The organism is Pseudomonas sp. BF-B-15 (assembly GCF_019946675.1).
In the GTDB taxonomy this organism is placed as follows: Bacteria; Pseudomonadota; Gammaproteobacteria; order Pseudomonadales; family Pseudomonadaceae; genus Aquipseudomonas; species Aquipseudomonas migulae.
Genome location: NZ_JAGYFZ010000062.1, coordinates 17,102 through 35,787 on the forward strand (window position 1 = coordinate 17,102; position 18,686 = coordinate 35,787).

18 protein-coding genes are annotated in these 18,686 nt (G+C 59.7%); 7 read left to right on the forward strand and 11 right to left on the reverse strand.

The window, feature by feature from the left end:
• Positions 1-290: 290 nt before the first annotated feature.
• The 3 genes from KGA97_RS19365 (at position 291) to KGA97_RS19375 (ending at position 3,867) form a co-directional block, all read left to right on the forward strand.
• Entirely contained in the window at positions 291-1,364 is a 1,074-nt protein-coding gene (locus KGA97_RS19365; protein WP_008028129.1) for a sigma-54 interaction domain-containing protein, read from the forward strand.
• A 49-nt stretch (positions 1,365-1,413) separates the two neighbouring features.
• Complete coding sequence (locus KGA97_RS19370) at positions 1,414-2,433, forward strand: ABC transporter substrate-binding protein (RefSeq protein ID WP_207286617.1); 1,020 nt, start codon at positions 1,414-1,416, stop codon at positions 2,431-2,433.
• Positions 2,434-2,826: 393 nt separating this feature from the next.
• Positions 2,827-3,867 carry a GGDEF domain-containing protein gene (locus KGA97_RS19375; RefSeq protein ID WP_223481303.1) on the forward strand — a complete coding sequence of 347 codons (1,041 nt, stop codon included), beginning with the start codon at positions 2,827-2,829 and terminating at the stop codon, positions 3,865-3,867.
• Positions 3,868-3,882: 15 nt separating this feature from the next.
• Here KGA97_RS19375 and KGA97_RS19380 read toward each other — a convergent pair whose 3' ends face one another.
• The 3 genes from KGA97_RS19380 to KGA97_RS19390 form a co-directional block, all read right to left on the reverse strand.
• Positions 3,883-4,479, reverse strand: a complete 597-nt coding sequence (locus KGA97_RS19380; RefSeq protein ID WP_008041144.1) for a TIGR00730 family Rossman fold protein — start codon at positions 4,477-4,479, stop codon at positions 3,883-3,885.
• A 217-nt stretch (positions 4,480-4,696) separates the two neighbouring features.
• Complete coding sequence (locus tag KGA97_RS19385; RefSeq protein WP_223452528.1) at positions 4,697-6,115, reverse strand: PLP-dependent aminotransferase family protein; 1,419 nt, start codon at positions 6,113-6,115, stop codon at positions 4,697-4,699.
• Positions 6,081-6,734 carry an FMN-dependent NADH-azoreductase gene (locus KGA97_RS19390; protein WP_223452527.1) on the reverse strand — a complete coding sequence of 218 codons (654 nt, stop codon included), beginning with the start codon at positions 6,732-6,734 and terminating at the stop codon, positions 6,081-6,083. The genes KGA97_RS19385 and KGA97_RS19390 overlap by 35 nt, the downstream gene beginning before the upstream one ends.
• A 199-nt stretch (positions 6,735-6,933) precedes the next feature.
• On the opposite strand from KGA97_RS19390, the gene KGA97_RS19395 reads away from it, so the two are divergent.
• The 3 genes from KGA97_RS19395 (at position 6,934) to KGA97_RS19405 (ending at position 8,201) form a co-directional block, all read left to right on the forward strand.
• A complete protein-coding gene (locus tag KGA97_RS19395) occupies positions 6,934-7,389 on the forward strand; it encodes a carboxymuconolactone decarboxylase family protein (protein WP_008041147.1) in 456 nt (151 codons plus the stop codon).
• A gap of 70 nt (positions 7,390-7,459) precedes the next feature.
• Entirely contained in the window at positions 7,460-7,780 is a 321-nt protein-coding gene (locus KGA97_RS19400) for a DMT family transporter (RefSeq protein WP_008041149.1), read from the forward strand.
• A gap of 91 nt (positions 7,781-7,871) precedes the next feature.
• Entirely contained in the window at positions 7,872-8,201 is a 330-nt protein-coding gene (locus tag KGA97_RS19405) for a hypothetical protein (protein WP_008041150.1), read from the forward strand.
• Between the two features lie 9 nt (positions 8,202-8,210).
• Here KGA97_RS19405 and KGA97_RS19410 read toward each other — a convergent pair whose 3' ends face one another.
• Complete coding sequence (locus KGA97_RS19410; protein WP_223481304.1) at positions 8,211-8,999, reverse strand: alpha/beta hydrolase; 789 nt, start codon at positions 8,997-8,999, stop codon at positions 8,211-8,213.
• Positions 9,000-10,436: 1,437 nt separating this feature from the next.
• Here KGA97_RS19410 and KGA97_RS19415 point away from each other — a divergent pair.
• Entirely contained in the window at positions 10,437-11,381 is a 945-nt protein-coding gene (locus tag KGA97_RS19415; protein ID WP_008043900.1) for an aldo/keto reductase, read from the forward strand.
• Between the two features lie 12 nt (positions 11,382-11,393).
• On the opposite strand, the gene KGA97_RS19420 is transcribed toward KGA97_RS19415, so the two are convergent.
• From KGA97_RS19420 to glcD, 7 genes are all read right to left on the reverse strand, one after another.
• Positions 11,394-12,197 carry a 2OG-Fe(II) oxygenase gene (locus KGA97_RS19420; RefSeq protein ID WP_008043901.1) on the reverse strand — a complete coding sequence of 268 codons (804 nt, stop codon included), beginning with the start codon at positions 12,195-12,197 and terminating at the stop codon, positions 11,394-11,396.
• A 58-nt stretch (positions 12,198-12,255) separates the two neighbouring features.
• Positions 12,256-13,083: a glycosyltransferase gene (locus KGA97_RS19425; protein ID WP_008034047.1), complete on the reverse strand. Its 828-nt coding sequence runs from the start codon at positions 13,081-13,083 to the stop codon at positions 12,256-12,258.
• Between the two features lie 67 nt (positions 13,084-13,150).
• Positions 13,151-14,038, reverse strand: coding sequence for a YghX family hydrolase (gene yghX, locus KGA97_RS19430; protein ID WP_223481305.1), 888 nt, complete (start codon positions 14,036-14,038; stop codon positions 13,151-13,153).
• Between the two features lie 136 nt (positions 14,039-14,174).
• Positions 14,175-14,576, reverse strand: coding sequence for a heme-binding protein (locus KGA97_RS19435; RefSeq protein WP_223481306.1), 402 nt, complete (start codon positions 14,574-14,576; stop codon positions 14,175-14,177).
• Positions 14,573-15,814 carry a glycolate oxidase subunit GlcF gene (gene glcF / locus KGA97_RS19440; protein ID WP_223481307.1) on the reverse strand — a complete coding sequence of 414 codons (1,242 nt, stop codon included), beginning with the start codon at positions 15,812-15,814 and terminating at the stop codon, positions 14,573-14,575. The genes KGA97_RS19435 and glcF overlap by 4 nt, the downstream gene beginning before the upstream one ends.
• 3 nt (positions 15,815-15,817) lie before the next feature.
• Positions 15,818-16,882, reverse strand: coding sequence for a glycolate oxidase subunit GlcE (gene glcE, locus KGA97_RS19445; protein WP_223481308.1), 1,065 nt, complete (start codon positions 16,880-16,882; stop codon positions 15,818-15,820).
• Positions 16,882-18,381 (reverse strand): glycolate oxidase subunit GlcD, encoded by a 1,500-nt coding sequence (gene glcD, locus KGA97_RS19450; RefSeq protein ID WP_192417649.1) that lies wholly within the window; start codon positions 18,379-18,381, stop codon positions 16,882-16,884. The genes glcE and glcD overlap by 1 nt, the downstream gene beginning before the upstream one ends.
• Positions 18,382-18,686 lie beyond the last annotated feature (305 nt).

An 18,686-nucleotide genomic window follows, 5' to 3' on the forward strand; every position in this document is an offset into this window, starting at 1 on the left:
ACAAAGTTTTGCGCTGTACATGGGAGAGAGCAGATTGCATGCCACTGCGCGAAAAACGCGCTGCAGGCCGCGCAGGGACTGGGTTTCAGGGCGAGGGGAGGGCGCGACGGGGAGCGTGGGGTGTTGATGTGCAAGCAGGCCGGTGCGTGCCAATTGCTGCTCCAGCAGCAGGCTGGCAGCAGTTGTGTTGCATATGGTTTTTGGGAATATATAAATACTAATTAAGAATTTTTTAGTCTAAACAACTTCATGCACTATTGAGCACGCGCTTTTACTGCCAGGAATGCACCATGTCGCTGATCACTCATCCAAACGCTCGCGAATTGACCAAGTCGGTGCGAGCCACCGTCCTGGTGTTCAAGGACCCGCGCTCCCAGGAATTGCTCAGCCGCATCGAGCGCCTGGCGCCCAGTGAAGCCAACACATTGATCATTGGCGAGACCGGCACCGGCAAGGAACTGGTCGCCCGGCATATCCACAATTTGAGCCGCCGCGGACGCGAACCCTTCGTGGCGGTGAACTGCGGTGCGTTTGCCGAAACCCTGGTGGAAAGTGAGCTGTTCGGCCACGAAAAAGGCGCCTTCACCGGCGCCACGACCAACAAGGCCGGGTGGTTCGAAGCGGCCAATGGCGGCACGCTGTTTCTTGATGAAATCGGTGATCTGCCGTTGAACATGCAGGTCAAACTGCTGCGGGTCTTGCAGGAGCGCGAAGTGGTGCGCCTGGGCTCGCGCACGCCGATCCCGATCAACGTAAGGCTGGTGGCTGCAACCAACGTCAACCTCGCGGATGCGGTCGTCGCCGGGCATTTTCGCGAGGACCTGTTTTACCGTCTGCACGTCGCGACCATTCGCCTGCCACCCTTGCGCGAACGACCGGGCGACATCCTGCCGCTGGCCGAGTTTTTCCTCGAAGAACATTGCCAGCGCCTGGGCTACAACCGCGCCTCATTGAGCGTCGAAGCCGAACGCAAGCTGCTGGAGCACAGCTGGCCAGGCAACATCCGCGAGCTGGAAAACTCCATTCACCACGCGTTGCTGGTGTGCCGCAATCAGCGGGTCGCCCCGGCGGATCTGCACCTGGTGGACATGCGTTCCTCCGGCATCCGCCAGGAACAGGCCAGCCAAACCAGCCACGCCGTCGCCGGCCCGGTGGACCTGGAAGCCGCCCTCAACGCGCTGTTCGAACAGAACATCCCGGACCTTTACGAACATATCGAAGAAACCATTTTCCGCGCGGCGTACCGGTTCTGCCACGGCAACCAGTTGCAGACCGGACGCCTGCTGAACATCAGCCGCAACATCGTCCGGGCGCGGCTGGAGAAAATCGGGGAGTTGAACAAGACACTGGCGGTGGAGGAATAGTCCTCGTCGTCGCTTTATTTCTGATTCGTCCACTTACAGCGAGCATTTCATGGCAACTCCCTACAAGCGTTCAGCGTTGACCCTCCTGGCAGCCTCCCTGGCGGCGATGAGTGCGTTACTCAGTCCCGGCGCGCAGGCCGAAGGCAAGATCAGCATCGCCCAGCAATTCGGCATCGGTTACCTGATTCTGGATGTGGTCCGCGACCAGCAACTCATCGAGAAGCACGGCAAGGCCCAGGGCCTCGACATCAAGGTCGACTGGAACAGCATTTCCGGTGCCACGGCGATGAACGAAGCGTTGTTGGCCGGCGCGCTGGATGTGGTGTCGGCGGGCGTGCCACCGATGCTGACGATCTGGGATCGCACCAAGGGCAAACAGAACGTCAAGGCGATTGCCTCGCTGGGCTCGATGCCCAACTATTTGCTGACCAACAATCCGAATGTGAAGAGCCTGAAGGACTTCACCGAGAAGGATCGCATTGCCGTGCCTGCGGCCGGAGTAGGGTTCCAGTCGCGCACCTTGCAGATCGAAACGGCCAGGCAGTTCGGCAATGACCACTACAAGAAATTCGACGACATCTCGATCAGCCTGGCCCATCCGGATGCGACGGCGGCATTGATCGCCGGAGGTTCCGAGATCAACGCGCACTTCTCCAGCCCGCCGTTCCAGTATCAGGAATTGCAGAATCCCAATGTGCACAAGGTGCTGAGTTCCTACGACGTGCTGGGCGGCCAGGCCACGTTCAATGTGCTGTACACCACGGAAAAATTCCACGACGAAAACCCGAAAACCTACAAGGCGTTTTACGACGCATTGGCCGAAGCGGAAAAAATCATCAAGGCCGACAAATCCGCCGCCGCCCAGACCTACATCCGCGTCGAACAATCGAAGCTGGCCCTGCCGCTGGTTGAGAAAATCGTCAACGATCCAGAGATCAACTTCACGGTGGTGCCGCAGCGCACGGCGGTCTACGCCGAGAAACTGCAGGAACTGGGCGTACTGAAGAACAAGGCGGCCAGCTGGAAGGACTACTTCTTCGAAGAAGCACACGGCGATGCAGGCAGCTAAACACACCACAAAACTTTTGTAGGAGCTGGCTTGCTGGCGATGGCGTCCTCAGGCACACCGCAGGGCATGAAGGCCCTATCGCCAGCAAGCCGGCTCCTACAGGTCCGTGTTCGCAACACCGAAGCATCTGCACACCACAAAACCATTGTAGGAGCCGGCTTGCTGGCGATGGCGTCCTCAGACACGCCGCAGGGCATGAAGGCCCTATCGCCAGCAAGCCGGCTCCTACAGGTCCGTGTTTTCACGCCGTCGCGGTGGCAAATGCAGGCCATAAAACTGACCTGAATCAACCCGAATGGCACGGCAATACACAGGGGGATGGCCGTTTGTCATGCGTATGGTTATGCTCGCATCGTTTTGCATTTGCCAATCATTAACAACCACAGTGATGTCATGAGCCAATCAGAGACGCGTGCGACTGCCCTTGCGCTGTATCCGGAAGATTCCCGCGAGGCCGCGGCGCTGCTCAAACAAGCCATTCCGCTGATGGTTCGTCACAACATCCCGCCCAATCCGGTGCATTACGCGCTGTGGTACACCTACAGCAAAGGTCTGGACCCCGAACTCAATCGTCACCTGGACCGGGTGGTCAAAGACTTCGATTGCTTCCCGCCGGAATCCGCCACCCGGCTTTTCCGCGACTACATCATTCGCGACGAGCTGGAAGAGGCTCGCGCCGGGCAGCAACAGGCGATCAATCTGGTGGACGACATGCAGCGCGACGTTTCGCGCAGTGTCGAGGGCAATCTCAACTTCCAGAGCAGTCTGGGACGTTGCCTGGAAATGCTCGAGTCGCCCGTCAACGAGCGTTTGCCGGGCATTTTGAGTGAGCTGCAACAAAGCACCCAGCTGATGCACAGTCAGCAGGAACAGTTCCTCACCCAACTGCACTCCGCCCAGAGCGAGATCAAGAGCCTGCGCAGCAAGCTTGAGCGTGCACAATTGGCGGCCACGCTCGATGGCCTGACCGAACTGCTCAATCGCACCGCGTTTACTCGTTTGCTGGAGCAGGCGCTGAGCAATGAGTCTCAGGGCGTCGCGCTGGTCATGCTGGATATCGATCACTTCAAGCAATTCAATGATCAGTACGGTCATCCGTTGGGCGACCGAGTGCTGCAGCATGTCGGGCAGGTGTTGCGCAGTTCGCTGCCACCCCACGCCACGGCGGCGCGTTATGGTGGTGAAGAGTTCTGCGTGATTCTGCAACACTGCGCCGATCTGGCGAGTGCCGCTGTTTTTGCTGAGCAGCTGCGGGTGAAAATCCAGTCGTTGCGGATCAAGGCGCGGGTTGATGGCAAGGTGCTCGATACGATCACGGCATCCTTTGGCGTGGCGTTCGCGCAACCCGGCGAGAATATGGACAGCCTCCTGACCCGCGCCGATGACGCGCTCTACCAGGCCAAGCGCGCAGGGCGGAACCGGGTGCATCGCTAAGCACTGAAACGCCTTTCAAGCCGCCGACCCGATCCATTTGGTGACGGTGGGCGCTTGCCACTGTTCGAGCGCGTCGAGCAGTGCCGCCGGGTCGGTATTGAACATCAGCATCTGGCTGTGTTCGGTCTTCATGAAGCCTTCGTTCACCGCATGGTCGAGCAGGCTGCGCACCGGGTCGAAAAAACCGCCGATGTTCAGGCAAGCGACGCCTTTGTGGTGTTCACCCAATTGGGTCAGGGTTGCCGCTTCAAACAACTCCTCAAACGTCCCCAGCCCGCCGGGCAATGCGATGAACGCATCCGCCGATTCGCTCATGCGTGTCTTGCGGCTGCGCATGTCTGGCGTCACTTCGTGTTCGGTCAGACGGTCATGAAGATGCCCAAGGTCGAACAGCAAGCGCGTGATGATGCCGAGCACTTCACCGCCCTCGGCGAGTACGGCATCGGCCATCACGCCCATTAAACCCTTGTCGGTACCGCCATAGACCAGGCGTATGCCGCGTCGGGCGATTTCCCGGCCGAGGGCCTGGGCGCCTGCCACGTAGTCGGGGTTGAAGCCATAGTTGGAGCCGCAGAACACAGCGATGCTGTGGAGTGGGGAAGAGCTGGGCATCGGATTATTCCGGGTGGTGGTCGGTGGCCGATGATGCGGTGAGATGGGTAAGGCGGACAGGTCCATGAGTCAGCCGCTTGATTGGGCCATGACTGGTTTTTTGTGTTGTTCTCAAGGCCGCCTTCGCCAGCAAGCTGGCTCCTACAAGGGTTTTGCGGTGCACGCAAAACCTTTGTAGGAGCCGGCTTGCCGGCGATAGGGCCCTGGAATCTGGCCCCTACATCAACGCCAGAATCCGTTTTCCCAACTGCTCGGCAGTCTCTTGCGAATCAATGTTGGCAAACCCGAGCAACAGCGCGGAATCGGTCTCGTCATGCACACGCCAATCGGTCAACGCTTCAGCGTAGAGACCGGCCGCCAACAAGCGCTCGACCAGCAATCGGTCGGACTGTGCCTCCATCAGCCGCAGAATCAGATGCATGCCACCCGGCTGCGGATCGATGCGGATGCGTTCCCCCAGGACTTTCTTCAATCCGCGCGCCGTCGCTTCCCGGCGTTCGCCGTAGAGCTTGCGCATGCGCTGGATATGGCGCGCGAAATGCCCCTCGGTCATAAACGTGGCGACGATGGCTTGGGTCAGTTCCGGACAACCGCCGAGAAAGGTCTCGCTGACGTGTTCGAAGCGTTCGACCTGCGCTGGCGGCACCACCAGGTACGAAAGGCGGATCCCCGGAAACAGCACCTTGCTGAACGTGCCGGCGTAGAGCACCCGGCCATCACGGTCCAGGCTTTTCAGCGCGGGCAGGGGACGGCTGACGTAGCGGTATTCGCCGTCGTAATCGTCCTCGATAATCCAGGCCTGCTGCCGGCTGGCCCACTCAAGCAATTCCAGTCGGCGCGGCAGTGACAGCGACACGCACAGGGGACTTTGATGTGCCGGTGTGACCACCGCCGCTCGTGCGTCCATCGCGCTGCTCACCCCTTGCGCGACCTGCATGCCGTCCTGATCCACCGGCACGGGGGCAACCTTGATCTGAAGATGCGCCAGCAACTGGCGGGTCGGCAGGTAGCCGGGGTCTTCCACGAGCACACGGTCGCCGGGCTTGAGCAGCGTGTGAGCGATCAGTGCCAGTGTGTTGCGGTATCCCGAGGTGATGAACACTTGCGCGGGCGAGCAGGTAATGCCCCGTGAGACTTGCAGGTAAGTGGCAATCGCCGTGCGCAACGATTCCAGCCCCAACACCGACGGATTGGCCATGTCGGGAATGCGCGTGGCGCGCACGCAGCGTGCGCCGATCTGCGACCAGATCTTTCGCGGAAAGGCATCCAGCGCGGGCAAGGCCATTTGAAAGGGCAGGACCGCTGCCTTGTGCCTGATCGAGGCGCTGGCGGTCGCATTAAACGGGTGTTCCGTACGCGCCGAAGGCTTCCTGCCGCTGACCCCCGGCGCCACCACGGTGCCCGCCTGACCCCGCGACAGCAGATAGCCCTCCGCCGTCAGCAGTGAATACGCGGTGTCGATGGTCCCCCGCGCCAGACCAAGCTCTTTTGCCAGTGCCCGGGCCGCAGGAATCCGGTCCCCGGGGGCGAGCAGTCCGTCACTGATCGCGCCGCGGAACCGCCAGTAGATTTGCCGGTAGATCGGCTCCGGCGAGGTCGGATCAAGGGGTGAGAAGTTTTTGATTTGAAGGGTCATTGGCCTCGCCCGTGTCGTGCGCAGAAAAATGCGCTTGTAGTGCCTGGCCCGCCTTGTCCCTGGCGGCGGCGACGGCCTGCGGGCCCATGGCGGTTCCCTCTACGGAGAAAAAATTCACGTCGTGCAGCCCGATCATACCCAGCACGGCGGTCAGGTACGGCGTGAGAAAATCCGGTTGCCGCGGGGTCATCCCGGAAAACCTGCCGCCAGAGGACACTGCAACATACACCGGGCGGTCCTGCAGCAGGCTGGTTTTGCCTTGCGCACCGACATTGAACGTGCGTCGGACCCGAGCGATGTGATCGATCCAGAGCTTGAGTGTCGAAGGCACGGTGAAGTTATGCATCGGCGTACCAATCACCAGCATATCGGCGCTGTGCAGTTCCTCGATCAGCGCTTCGGATCGGGCGATAGAGCCTGTCTCTGTGACATCGGCGGACGCCTGTTGGGAAATCGCGTAAGGCTCGTCGATAGGGGACAGCGCGTCACCACCGACCACCCGCTCGATCACGGTTGCCGCTGGATGGGCCTTCAGCAAAAAGCCAATGATGTTTTTCGACAGCCGATAGCTTTCGGACGCTTCGCCGCGAGGGCTGCAAGTAACGTGGAGGATTTTCATGATTCACCCGGTTTGAACTGTGTGGAGGGAATCATTCTATGAAGCTCATGACCCAGGCCAAAGGTCCATGAATCCGGTTAATCACTGGGCCATGATTGCCGAATCATGGCCCATGACTCAAGGCCGATCATGGACCTTATCAACAAGGCCAAGACACGACACGATGAAGTCCCTCAACCAGCAAACACAAGGACTCATCATGAGTAATCGTCTCGACTACGCCAAGGCTTCACCTGAAGGTTACAAGGCTTTCGGCGGGGTTTATGTCTACCTGCAGAACAGCGGTCTTTCCCACGAGCTGATTGACCTGGTCTATCTGCGGGTGTCGCAAATCAACGGCTGCGCCTTCTGTATAGACATGCATTCCCGGGACCTGCTCAAGCTCGGCGTCAGCGTAGAAAAACTGGTGTTGGTGCCGGTATGGCGTGATGCCGGTTCAGTCTTCAGTGCCCGCGAACGCGTTGCGCTGAGCTGGGCGGAAACGGTGACTCGCGTGGCGGAAACCGGCGTTCCCGATGCCGACTATGCCGCTGCGTCTGCCGAATTCGGCGATAAGGAACTGGCAGACCTGACGTACGCGATCGGCCTGATGAATGCTTTCAACCGGTTCGGCGTGACGTTCCGGGCGAAACCCGCCGCTGCCAACAACGCCTGAACCATCCCCTTGAATCAATAGAACTCGCCGGGTGGTCACGCTCGGCGGGTTAACCAAAGGAGTTAACACCATGGCTTGGTCACTGCTTGGCATCGCCGGCATTCTCGAAATTGCCTTCGCGTTTTTCATGAAGGGCTCAGACGGATTTACCCGATTGACCCCGGGACTGCTGGCAGCCGCGACCGGTTTGTCCAGTGTCTTTCTGCTTTCACTGTCGCTGCGAACCCTGCCCGTCGGCACCGCCTACGCGGTGTGGACCGGAATTGGCGCGGCGGGCACCGCGATACTGGGGATGGCGGTGCTGGGCGACGCCACCACACTGCTGCGGATACTGTGCATCCTGGTCATCCTGGGTGGTGTTATCGGACTCAAGCTGGTCACGGGAAACTGAGAAGCTTTGAAATAAGGCATTTTGCTGGCCCCGAAGCCCGAAAGTTACAGACAGAATCACTTTAATTTCAGGTGGTTAGGGCTGGCTTTAAATGCGCAATGTATGGATTACGCTGATTTCGTTAGGCTTGGCTGGCATCGCCGTCTCCGCCCAGGCCAAAGACCTTCAAGCCAATGACCGGTATATGTGCAGCTGGGGCGCGGGCACTGCAGCCAGAGCCCAGGAACTCAAACTGGCTGGCGTTTCCCTGTACGCCGCTCGCCAGAAATTACAGACCTACAAGTTCAGCAAACCGTGGATGCGCATGACGGCCATGGGTATTACCGAGCAAACCTACGACAGCCCGTCGCGGATCAAACCCGCAGCACTGCGCCAGAGTTTCTACGAAGATTGCGTGCGCTTTAAGTTGGCGCGCAAATGACTGAGTGACCTACAACCCGTCTTCCATCAGCTTCAGATACTCCGGGCTGTCGGAGATCGAATTGTGCCCCACGCCCGGAATAACGTTCAGGGTCGCCACACCTTTGGCGAAATGCCCGTAGAGTTTTTCCGTGCTGGAGGGCGGGATGACTTCATCTTGCCCGGCCGCTAGCAACAGCGTCGGTATCGAGATGTGCTCGGCGTATTTCCACGATTCGAACTTGTCCTGCAGCAGCCACTTCACCGGGAATATCGGGTACTGGCGGACGGCGAGCTCTTCAAGGCTGTTGTAGGGGGTGATCAGGATCAGTCGGGAGGCCGGGCGCTGGCTGGCGAGGCGCACGGCGACGCCCGATCCCAGGCTGCGGCCGACCACGGCGATGTGGGGATGGGTGTCGTAGACTTTGTCGAACAAGGTCAGGGCATCGCGGGAAATCGCCTCTTCGGAAGGTGAGCCGGTGCTGCCACCGAAGCCCCGATAGTGCAGCAAGTACAGGGCATGGTCGGGGAATGCCTGGGAAAATACGGGCAGGTTGCGCGAAACGTCCTCGGCATTTCCACCAAAATAGATCAGTGCATTTGGCCCGTCGTGCGGTTTGACGGTGACCTGCACCTGTGCGTCCGCCACCGATAGCGTGAGCAGCGATTCGGGCGCTCCGAGCGCGGCGGGTTGCGGGAAGTAGATGAGGGCACGCTGGAACACGAACAGCGCGATGCAGAGCGCCAGGTACAACGCGGTAACGATGATGATGAGATACATCAGGGTGCGCGACATTCGGTTAGCGTGAGTGGGTGGCATTGACTGCTCTGGGGCTGAGGACCGCGACGGCTTGATCGCTTTCAGAGTGTAGTTGAATCACGGTGGGGCCCTTGGGGGTGTGGTTTTTGAGGGGGGCATATCCGTTGCTGTGGTAACGGCTGCGTATGGTTTCGCCCTTACGGCGAGTCACTTTCGAAAAGCGCGAAAGTAACCAAAGCGCTTTTGCCCCTTTCGTTCGGTGGCTCGCTAATGCTCGCCATGCCCTCGCTCCGGTCCTGCTCCGTGGGCCCGCCGCCATCGGCCATCCCTGGCCGGGGGCGGCTAACCCGGCATCCATGCCGGGTTGCCCACTGCGCAGAACCTCCACTCGGCCTCTCGAGGGGGCGACTACCGCCACCGCCGCCGAGGCGGCCTGAAAGCCGACCTGGCTCTTTGGTGCATGCGTTCACTCATTCCGGATATGTACACCGATCCCCCTGTAGGAGCCAGCTTGCTGGCGATGGACGCCAACGATAACGCGGGGTGTCTGAATGAACGCGTTGTCCAATCGCTTTTCGCCAGCAAGCCGGCTCCTACAGTTGATCGTATTTATCCAAATGAATATGCATTTCCCTTGTAGGAGCCAGCTTGCTGGCGATGGACGTCAGCGATAACGCGGGGTGTCTGAATGAACACGTTGCCCAGACACTTTCCGCCGGCAAGCCGGCTCCTACAGTTGATCGTATTTATCCAAATGCATATGCATTTCCCTTGTAGGAGCCAGCTTGCTGGCGATGGACGCCAACGATAACGCGGGGTGTCTGAATGAACGCGTCGCCTAGACGTTTTTCGCCGGCAAGCCGGCTCCTACAGTTGATCGTATTTATCCAAATGCATATGCATTTCCCTTGTAGGAGCCAGCTTGCTGGCGATGGACTCCAACGATAACGCGGGGTGTCTGAATGAACGCGTCGCCTAGACGCTTTTCGCCGGCAAGCCGGCTCCTACAGGGGGATCTGCGTACGCTTTTGATTTTCACCACTCATCAGGCCGAGCGTTAGCTCGCCTTAGCTTTTGATCTGAGCGCCCCCTCGAGAGGCCGAGCGCAGGTTCTGCGCAGTGGGCAACCCGGCATGGATGCCGGGTTAGCCGCCCCCGGCCATGGATGGCCGATGGCGGCGGGCCCACGGAGCAGGACCGGAGCGAGGGTATGCCGAGCCATAGCGAGGCACCGAACGAAAGGGGCAAGAGCCCTTGGTTACTTGGGGCTTTTCCAAGTGACTCGCCGTAAGGGCGAAACCGCCAGCCGCCATCACAAAAATAATGGATATACCCCCAAGCAATTGCCGCCGCCCACCAGCACTTGAGACCTCGATGTATTTCAAGCAAGGACGAATTGCCGCCGGCAGCTATTCTCTTGGCTAGCAGAGGACTCGTGGCGCTGGTGATCGCGCCGTTTGCCGCGCAACAAGCGCAAAAGAGTGGAAGGACACCACCATGAGCCACACTGATGGATACACGCGTCGACGAATACTCACGCTGGCTGCCGGTGCTTCGGCGGTGCTCACTTTCGATCCGGCCTTTGCAGCCACCGCGCCGTCGAAGGAAACAGGAGGCAAGAACATGCTGACCCGCGCCATTCCTTCCAGCAACGAGCCATTGCCCCTTGTCGGCGTGGGCACCTATCGCGGCTTTGATGTCGCACCTGCCGATCCGGCCTACAAAAACCTGCCCGCCGTTCTCAGCGCGTTATTTGAAAAGGGCGGCACGGTGATCGACAGCTCACCCATGTATGGCCGCGCCGAGCAGACCATCGGCGAGCTGCTGTCGATCCACAAGCCGCGTTCACCCGCGTTTTTGGCCACCAAGGTGTGGACCCGTGGCCGCGAAGAAGGCATCGCGCAGATGGAGCAATCCTTCAAACTGCTGCAGACCGACCGGATCGACCTGATGCAGATCCATAACCTGCTGGACTGGAAAACCCATTTGCCTACATTGCGCAAGTGGAAGGAAGAAGGGCGGATTCGCTACATCGGCATCACCCATTACACCGCGTCGGCATATGAGGAAGTGGAAGCGGTGCTCAAAGCCGAGCCACTGGATTTCTTGCAGATCAACTATGCGCTGGACGATCGCGGGGTCGAGAAACGCATCCTGCCGCTGTGTCGCGAACGCGGCGTGGCGGTGATCTGCAACCGGCCATTTGGCGGCGGTGATTTGCTTGCCCGCTTGAAGGGCAAACCGCTGCCCGGTTGGGCCTCGCAAGTCGGCGTTACCAGTTGGGCACAATTGGCGCTCAAGTATTTGCTGGCGCATTCGGCAGTGACCTGCGTCATCCCCGGCACCGGCAATCCGCGTTACATGGCGGACAATGCCGGTGCCGGTTTCGGCCCGATGCTGACGGGGGCGCAACGCGAGCAGTTGATCGATGTGGTCGGATAACCGCAGGTGCCGTCAGTTTTTTTTCTTGATGAGTTTGTTGAGGTAGTACTTGAGGCTCAAGCGATCCTTGGGCCTTGGTTTGTAGTGGGTTTTGTTTCTTTGCGCAGGATCAGCCACCACGGTTGCTGCGGTGTAGTAGTAAAGCGCGATGGACCGACGTGTAATGTGTTCCGGCGTCGTCAGAGGCTCCGGGTGTCCATGATTGCTGTCCTTGTCGGTGTTGAAAATGACACAGCGGTTGTAGATCGGCAGGACTTTCTTGAGGCACGTCTTCATCCCGACGTCCCATAGCTCCAGGTTGCCGCCGTACGCCTCTTGCCAATCCTGATTCAGGTAAATAATGGCATTCAGTCTGCGCTCGATATTCAACTTTTTGTTGAGCCGGAAGTCCGAGTGCACCCCCAGAAACCCGCCCTTTTTCGTTTCGTGCAGTCCGCCGCCGGTAAAGTAAGGATCGGGAATCAAACCTTCGATACCTGTGAGTTTTTCAAGAAACTGCAACATGGGCGCCGAGTTGAAAGCGTTGAAAACCGTCTTCAAGTAGGGATCGCATTCGTTGGGGCTGACTTGCCGTTTGTGCTGACCCTTATAGCCGCGCTCATAGAGCATTTCGTTGTTGGTTGGCTCGACGGGAAAATGCGCGCAGATGCTCGCAATCAGATCCTGCGGTAAAAAATCGTCAATGACGATGTGTGGAAAGGGGGTGGCTTGAGCATAAGTACTGGCTAGCGAGTGACCGAAAGTGCTGGCAGCGTTCTGGTCAAAATCCAGCTCCGGGGTGGTGACGATGGGGAGTGTCTGAGTGATCGGTGTCATTACCGCTCCAATAGTCTGTTCATAACAACCTGCGAGTGCTTCCGGCAAGAGGGGCGCGCTACTTGTGACGCGCTGCCGATACCTGGTTGTTGTCGCCCTTCAAACGTTTAAGGATGTCGTTGTACATCTTCGTTCGTCTGTGCGTTGTCGCATAACCGCCAGCGGCCGCGACGGTGCCCGCTTGAATATGGTCGAGGTAGCTGAATATCTTGCGCGGGGACAACAGTTCAACAACATAGCCCAACTGGGTCATGCGGTCCTGGAGGGTATAACCGGGTACGCGCTCATCCATCAGGAAATGCATGCCGTGTTGCTTCATCAGCTTGCAGTTCCATAAGGTACAGAAGCTTTTCAAATAAACTTCCCTGTAGGGCTTTGGCTCTCTGGAACGTAGTCCCAAGGACAGTTTCAGGCGTCTGACGTGATGTTTTACCAGTCGTGAGCTAAAGCGCCAAAGGGTTCTGGTGGTGCCGCGGTTAAGTTGTTCTGTGCACCCGACGGCCACGACATTCGGGTTTTTAATGCACTTGTTCAACATCATTGAAAATACATTTTTGTCGAAAATAAACGTATCGGTGTGCAGCAGGAACAGAAAGTCGGTCTCAACCCGTTCCAGCACCAGGTCGAGTGCTTTGCCATGCGCGATATGACCATGCTCCGGCTCGGGAGCTTTTCGCTCGATCAGGTTGATCCAGTCCAGTGTGCGCAGATAGTCGGTGCTTTCATCGGCCGAGTCGTTATCAACCACCCAGACCGGAATGTTGCTGTCGCCCAGGTGCTGATGTAGCAGGTCGAGGCAAATCCGGGTTATTTCGATGGTTTTGTAGTTGACCAGGACAATGCTGAAGGGTGGTTTCTGTTGCGACAGAAAATCATTGTTATTCATGTGTGATGCACTCTTTAAAAACCTGGAAACAGCAATAAAAATTCAAGACCACTTATTGCTTGCGGCGCTAAGACAGGTATCGCCGGAACCAGTTTAGCGTTCTTTCCCAGGCAAGTTTGGCTGCGGCCTCATCGAATCGAGGCGTGGAATCGTTATGGAAACCGTGGTTGGCGCCGGGGTAGATGTAGGCTTCATAGGTTTTGCCGGCTGCTTTTAATGCCTGCTCGTAGGCGGGCCATCCTTCGTTGATGCGTGTGTCCAGTTCGCCAAAGTGAAGCATCACCGGCGCCTTGATCCGGGGGACATCCCTGGCGTCTGGTTGCCGGCCATAGAAGGACACGGCAGCCCCGAGTTCGGGATAGGCCACGGCAGCCGCGTTGGCGACGCCACCGCCATAGCAGAAGCCGGTAATGCCGACTTTTCCGGTGGTCGTATCGTGTTTCATCAGCCACTCGATTGCGGCGAAAAAGTCATTCATGAGCTTTTCAGGATCAACGGTCGCCTGGAGCTCCCGGCCTTTGTCGTCGTTGCCGGGATAACCGCCCACCGACGTCAGGCCATCGGGGGCGAGGGCGATGAACCCGGCCTTGGCCACGCGTCGGGCAACATCTTCGATGTAGGGGTTGAGCCCGCGGTTTTCATGCACGACGACCACGGCCGCCACTTTGCCGGTGGCTTTTGCCGGACGCACCCGATAGGCCCGAACCTGCCCGTGGCCCTTGGGCGAGGGGTAGGTGATGTACTCGGCGATGATGTCCGGGTCGGTAAACGCCACTTGTTCGGCCAAGGCATAGTCGGGACTCAGGGCGGCGAGGAGCGCACTGGCGGTCAGGCCGCCAAGGGTGAATAACGCCGCCCGGTCGAGAAACTCTCGCCGGTTGATCATGCCGTGGGCGTAGTAGTCGTAGAGTTCGAGCAGCTCAGGGGCAAAGTCTTTCGCAGTAAGACGATTCATCTTTGCGCTTCCTTTGAAGTGGACGGTTGCTCTGTCAGTTCGAAAAAGCGGCGACAACTATCAATTCTAGCCGCGCATAAAAAAAGAGACGTAAGTCTCTTTTTTGTTTCTTCTGATTACGTTCCTCGAGCACGGTTCACTTCAGGCATTGCGCCCCGGCGCTCGCCACTTGTGCATCCTGCTCGGCTTTTACGCCGGACACGCCAACCGCACCCACCACCTGACCGTCGACGATGATCGGCACGCCGCCTTCCAGGGATGTCAGCAAGGGGGCCGACAAAAACGCGAAGCGCCCGCCGTTGACCATTTCTTCATAACCTTTGGATTCGCGCCGGCCCAACGCCGAGGTGCGTGCCTTTTCGGTGGCGATGTACGCGCTGATGGGCGCGCAGCCGTCGAGGCGTTCGAGGGCGAGGGGGTGGCCGCCGTCGTCGACGATCACGATGGTCACGGCCCATTGGTTATTTTGTGCTTCGGTGCGTGCGGCCGCTAGGATCCGGCTGACTTCGGTTTGGCTCAGGACGGCTTTGCTTTTCATGGGGAATCTCCGGTGATCGATGAGGGCAGCGCCGCGTCGAGCAGTTCGATCCAGTGCCGGACCGGGGTTCGGCCCGCGCCGTCGAGATGCGACTGACAGCCGATATTGGCGGTAACGATAACTTCAGGATGGCCACTTTCCAGCGCATTCAGTTTGTTGTCGCGCAGTTGCCGGGACAGTTCGGGTTGGGTGATCGAATAAGTGCCCGCCGACCCGCAGCACAAATGGCTGTCGGGCACAGGTGTGAGGTTGAAACCGAGGCGAGCAAGGAGCGCTTCCACCGCGCCGCCGAGCTTTTGCGCGTGCTGCAAAGTGCAGGGGCAATGGAAGGCCAAACGCTGATCGCCGTGGATGCCGAGTGTTTCCAGCGGTTCGTCGCGCAACACTTCCACCAGGTCCCTGGCCAGCGCGCTGACTCTTTTTGCCTTCTCGGCGTAGGCCGGATCGCGTTCGAGTAAATGGCCATAGTCCTTGATGAAGGCGCCACAGCCACTGGCGGTTTGCACGATGGCTTCCGCACCGTTCTCGATACTCGGCCACCACGCATCGATATTGCGACGAGCGCGGTCTAGGCCGGCTGCCTGAGCGTCGAGGTGATAATCCACCGCGCCGCAACACCCGGCTTCGCTGGACGGGGTGACACTGATACCCAGTCGATCCAGCACCCGCGCCGCCGCCGCATTGGTGTTGGGCGACAGGCTCGGCTGTACGCAGCCTTCGAGCATCAGCACCTGACGGGCATGGCGGGTGGTGGGGCGTGGCCGGGGGAGATAAACATGGCGAGGCAACTTTGCCTGCAAGGTGTTGGGCAGCAGTGCCCGAAAAACCTGACCGCTGTTGATCAGCGCTTTGAACAGCCCCGGATTAAGGACGACGCTGCGCAATCCCTCACGCAACAGGCGTTGGTCGATGGAGCGCGGCACCGCCGCATCGACCACTGCCCGGCCGATGTCGAGCAAGTTGTGATAATCGACTCCGGAAGGACAGGTGGTTTCGCAATTGCGGCACGACAGGCAGCGGTCCAGATGCTGTTGGGTTTTCTGCGTGACCTCGTTGCCTTCCAGCACCTGTTTGATCAGGTAGATGCGGCCCCGTGGCCCATCGAGTTCATCGCCGAGCAATTGATAGGTCGGGCAGGTGGCATTGCAGAAACCGCAGTGCACGCAGGTGCGCAAAATGCTTTCGGCTTCTTCGGCGCGGGGCAGCTGCCGGGCGGTTTCGCTCAGGGTTGTCTGCATGGTTCAAAGCTCCGCGTACAAGCGTGCCGGGTTGAAAATGCCCCGTGGGTCGAGTTGTTGCTTGAGGCTGCGGTGGTAGCGCATCAACGCGGCAGGCAACGGCTGGAACGGGCTGTCGATCAGGCCATGGCTGTAGCAGGTTACATGGCCGCCGACCTCATCCACGACCTGGCGAATGAACGCCGCTTCGGCGTCAGACTTGAGCCAGCGCTGGGCGCCGCCCCAGTCGAGCAGTTGCCGGCCGGGCAGGGACAACCGCGGCGTGTTGTGCGGGACGGACAGGCGCCACAGTGGCTGGCCCTCGTCGAAGAAACTCAGTCGGTGCTCGTTGAGATCCGCCCAATACGAGGCGTCCAGCTGCTCACCGCCCAAACGGTCATGAGCCGCCGCCACCGAGCCTTCGCCGCCCTCAAGCCGCAAGTGCAGGCGTTGCCCGTCGTGGCACGCGGCACTGATCGGCAACGGCTGCTGGCCCCATTCCGCGAGACGCAGCAAGGCACGATCGCTGTCCATTTCCAGGCTGATGCTCAGGGTTTGCCGTGGTTTGGGCAGGACCTTGAGCGAGACTTCGGTGATCACCCCAAGGGAGCCGAAACTGCCGGCCATCAGGCGCGACAGGTCGTAACCGGCGACGTTCTTCATCACTTCGCCGCCAAAGCGCAAATGCTTGCCGTGCCCGATGATGACCCGTGTGCCGAGGACGAAATCGCGCACCGAGCCTGACCAGGGACGACGCGGTCCCGACAGGCCACTGGCGATCATCCCGCCGACGGTGGCATCGTCGCCAAAGGACGGTGGTTCGCAGGGCAGCATTTGCTGTGCTTCATCCAGCACGTGCGCCAGTTCGGACAAGGGTGTGCCGCTGCGGGCGGTGATCACCAGCTCGGTCGGGTCGTAGCTGACGATGCCTCGGTGGCTGCGCGTGTCGAGTACTTCGCCCGCAACGACGCGCCCCAGAAACGCCTTGCTGTTGGAGCCCTGAATGCGCAGCGGCGTGGCGTTTTCCAGCGCTTGATTGACCTGCTCCAGCAGCACGCCGCTGTCATCGATATCGAGTTCGCTGCGCATCAGAATCGCTCCAGATCAGGGAAGGGTAGCTGACCCAGGTGCACATGCATGGCGCCAAATTCGGCGCAGCGGTGCAGCGTCGGAATGTTCTTGCCGGGGTTGAGCAAACCGCCGGGATCGAACGCGGCTTTGACGGCATGGAACAGCGTCAGCTCATCGGCGTTGAACTGCGCGCACATCTGATTGATCTTCTCGCGGCCCACGCCGTGTTCGCCGGTGATGCTGCCGCCGACCTTCACGCACAATTCGAGGATCTTGCCGCCCAGCGCTTCGGCGCGGTCGAGCTCACCCGGTTGATTGGCGTCGAACAGAATCAACGGGTGCATATTGCCGTCACCGGCGTGGAAAACGTTGGCGACGCGCAAGCCATACTCGGCGGACAACGCGGCAATGGCGCGCAGCACGCCGGGCAACTCACGGCGTGGGATCGTCCCGTCCATGCAGTAATAATCCGGCGAGAGCCGACCGACAGCCGGAAAGGCATTCTTGCGTCCGGCCCAGAAACGCACGCGTTCGGCTTCATCCCTGGCCTGGCGCACTTCGGTGGCGCCGGCCTGTTCCAGCACTTGCCGCACGCGGTCGCAGTCATCGTGGACATCGGCTTCGACGCCATCGAGTTCGCACAGCAGGATGGCTTCGGCGTCCACGGGGTAGCCGGCGTGGATAAAGTCTTCAGCGGCACGGATCGCCAGGTTATCCATCATTTCCAGACCGCCCGGAATGATGCCGGCGGCAATGATGTCACCTACCGCTCGCCCTGCTTTTTCGACGGAATCGAACGCCGCCAGCAGTACCTTGGCGGACTGCGGTTTGGGCAGCAGTTTGACGGTGACTTCGGTGATCACCCCGAGCATGCCTTCGGAACCGGTGAACAGTGCCAGCAGGTCGAAGCCGGGTGAATCGAGGGCATCGGAGCCCAATGTCAGGTGCTCGCCGTCCACGGTCAGGATGTCGACCTTGAGCAGGTTGTGCACGGTCAGGCCGTACTTCAGGCAATGCACGCCGCCAGCGTTTTCGGCGACATTGCCGCCGATGGAACAGGCGATCTGTGAGGAAGGGTCGGGCGCGTAGTACAGGCCGAAGGGGGCTGCTGCCTGGGAAATAGCGAGGTTGCGTACGCCGGGCTGGACCCGTGCGGTGCGGGCGGCGGGGTCGATGTGCAGGATGTTGTTGAAGCGCGCCATGACCAGCAGCACGCCTTTTTCCAGCGGTAACGCGCCACCGGACAAACCGGTGCCGGCACCACGGGCGACCACCGGCACATGCATTTCATGGCAGAGCCGGAGCACGCCTTGTACTTCGTCGAGATGGCGTGGCAGGACCACCAGCAGGGGCGTGGTGCGATAGGCCGAGAGTCCGTCGCATTCGTATGGCTTGAGTTCTTCTTGCTGATGCAGCACTTCCAGGCCTGGCAAACGGGTTTGCAGGGCTTGCAACAATGCTGACTTGTTGACGTCGGGCAGCGCTCCGTCAACGCGTTCATCGTAGAGAATGTTCATGGTCGTTTTACGATACTCCGTTCGTGTGCGGCCGGGCAGCGGTCTGTTTACTTAGGTTTTGTGTGTATCCGTTATTTTGGTGATGGCTGATATTGGTTTCGCCCTTACGGCGAGTCACTTTCGAAAAGCGCGAAAGTAACCAAAGCGCTCTTGCCCCTTTCGTTCGGTGCCTCGCTGTGGCTCGGCATGCCCTCGCTCCGGTCCTGCTCCGTGGGCCCGCCGCGATCGGCCATCCTTGGCCGTGCGCGGCTAACCCGGCATCCATGCCGGGTTGCCCACTGCGCAGAACCTCCACTCGGCCTCCC

Coding starts and splice junctions, on each gene's coding strand:
- KGA97_RS19365 (WP_008028129.1), top strand. CDS start 291: ATGTCGCTGATCACTCATCCAAACGCTCGCGAATTGACCAAGTCGGTG.
- KGA97_RS19370 (WP_207286617.1), top strand. CDS start 1,414: ATGGCAACTCCCTACAAGCGTTCAGCGTTGACCCTCCTGGCAGCCTCC.
- KGA97_RS19375 (WP_223481303.1), top strand. CDS start 2,827: ATGAGCCAATCAGAGACGCGTGCGACTGCCCTTGCGCTGTATCCGGAA.
- KGA97_RS19380 (WP_008041144.1), bottom strand. CDS start 4,479: ATGCCCAGCTCTTCCCCACTCCACAGCATCGCTGTGTTCTGCGGCTCC.
- KGA97_RS19385 (WP_223452528.1), bottom strand. CDS start 6,115: ATGACCCTTCAAATCAAAAACTTCTCACCCCTTGATCCGACCTCGCCG.
- KGA97_RS19390 (WP_223452527.1), bottom strand. CDS start 6,734: ATGAAAATCCTCCACGTTACTTGCAGCCCTCGCGGCGAAGCGTCCGAA.
- KGA97_RS19395 (WP_008041147.1), top strand. CDS start 6,934: ATGAGTAATCGTCTCGACTACGCCAAGGCTTCACCTGAAGGTTACAAG.
- KGA97_RS19400 (WP_008041149.1), top strand. CDS start 7,460: ATGGCTTGGTCACTGCTTGGCATCGCCGGCATTCTCGAAATTGCCTTC.
- KGA97_RS19405 (WP_008041150.1), top strand. CDS start 7,872: ATGCGCAATGTATGGATTACGCTGATTTCGTTAGGCTTGGCTGGCATC.
- KGA97_RS19410 (WP_223481304.1), bottom strand. CDS start 8,999: ATGCCACCCACTCACGCTAACCGAATGTCGCGCACCCTGATGTATCTC.
- KGA97_RS19415 (WP_008043900.1), top strand. CDS start 10,437: ATGAGCCACACTGATGGATACACGCGTCGACGAATACTCACGCTGGCT.
- KGA97_RS19420 (WP_008043901.1), bottom strand. CDS start 12,197: ATGACACCGATCACTCAGACACTCCCCATCGTCACCACCCCGGAGCTG.
- KGA97_RS19425 (WP_008034047.1), bottom strand. CDS start 13,083: ATGAATAACAATGATTTTCTGTCGCAACAGAAACCACCCTTCAGCATT.
- yghX (WP_223481305.1), bottom strand. CDS start 14,038: ATGAATCGTCTTACTGCGAAAGACTTTGCCCCTGAGCTGCTCGAACTC.
- KGA97_RS19435 (WP_223481306.1), bottom strand. CDS start 14,576: ATGAAAAGCAAAGCCGTCCTGAGCCAAACCGAAGTCAGCCGGATCCTA.
- glcF (WP_223481307.1), bottom strand. CDS start 15,814: ATGCAGACAACCCTGAGCGAAACCGCCCGGCAGCTGCCCCGCGCCGAA.
- glcE (WP_223481308.1), bottom strand. CDS start 16,882: ATGCGCAGCGAACTCGATATCGATGACAGCGGCGTGCTGCTGGAGCAG.
- glcD (WP_192417649.1), bottom strand. CDS start 18,381: ATGAACATTCTCTACGATGAACGCGTTGACGGAGCGCTGCCCGACGTC.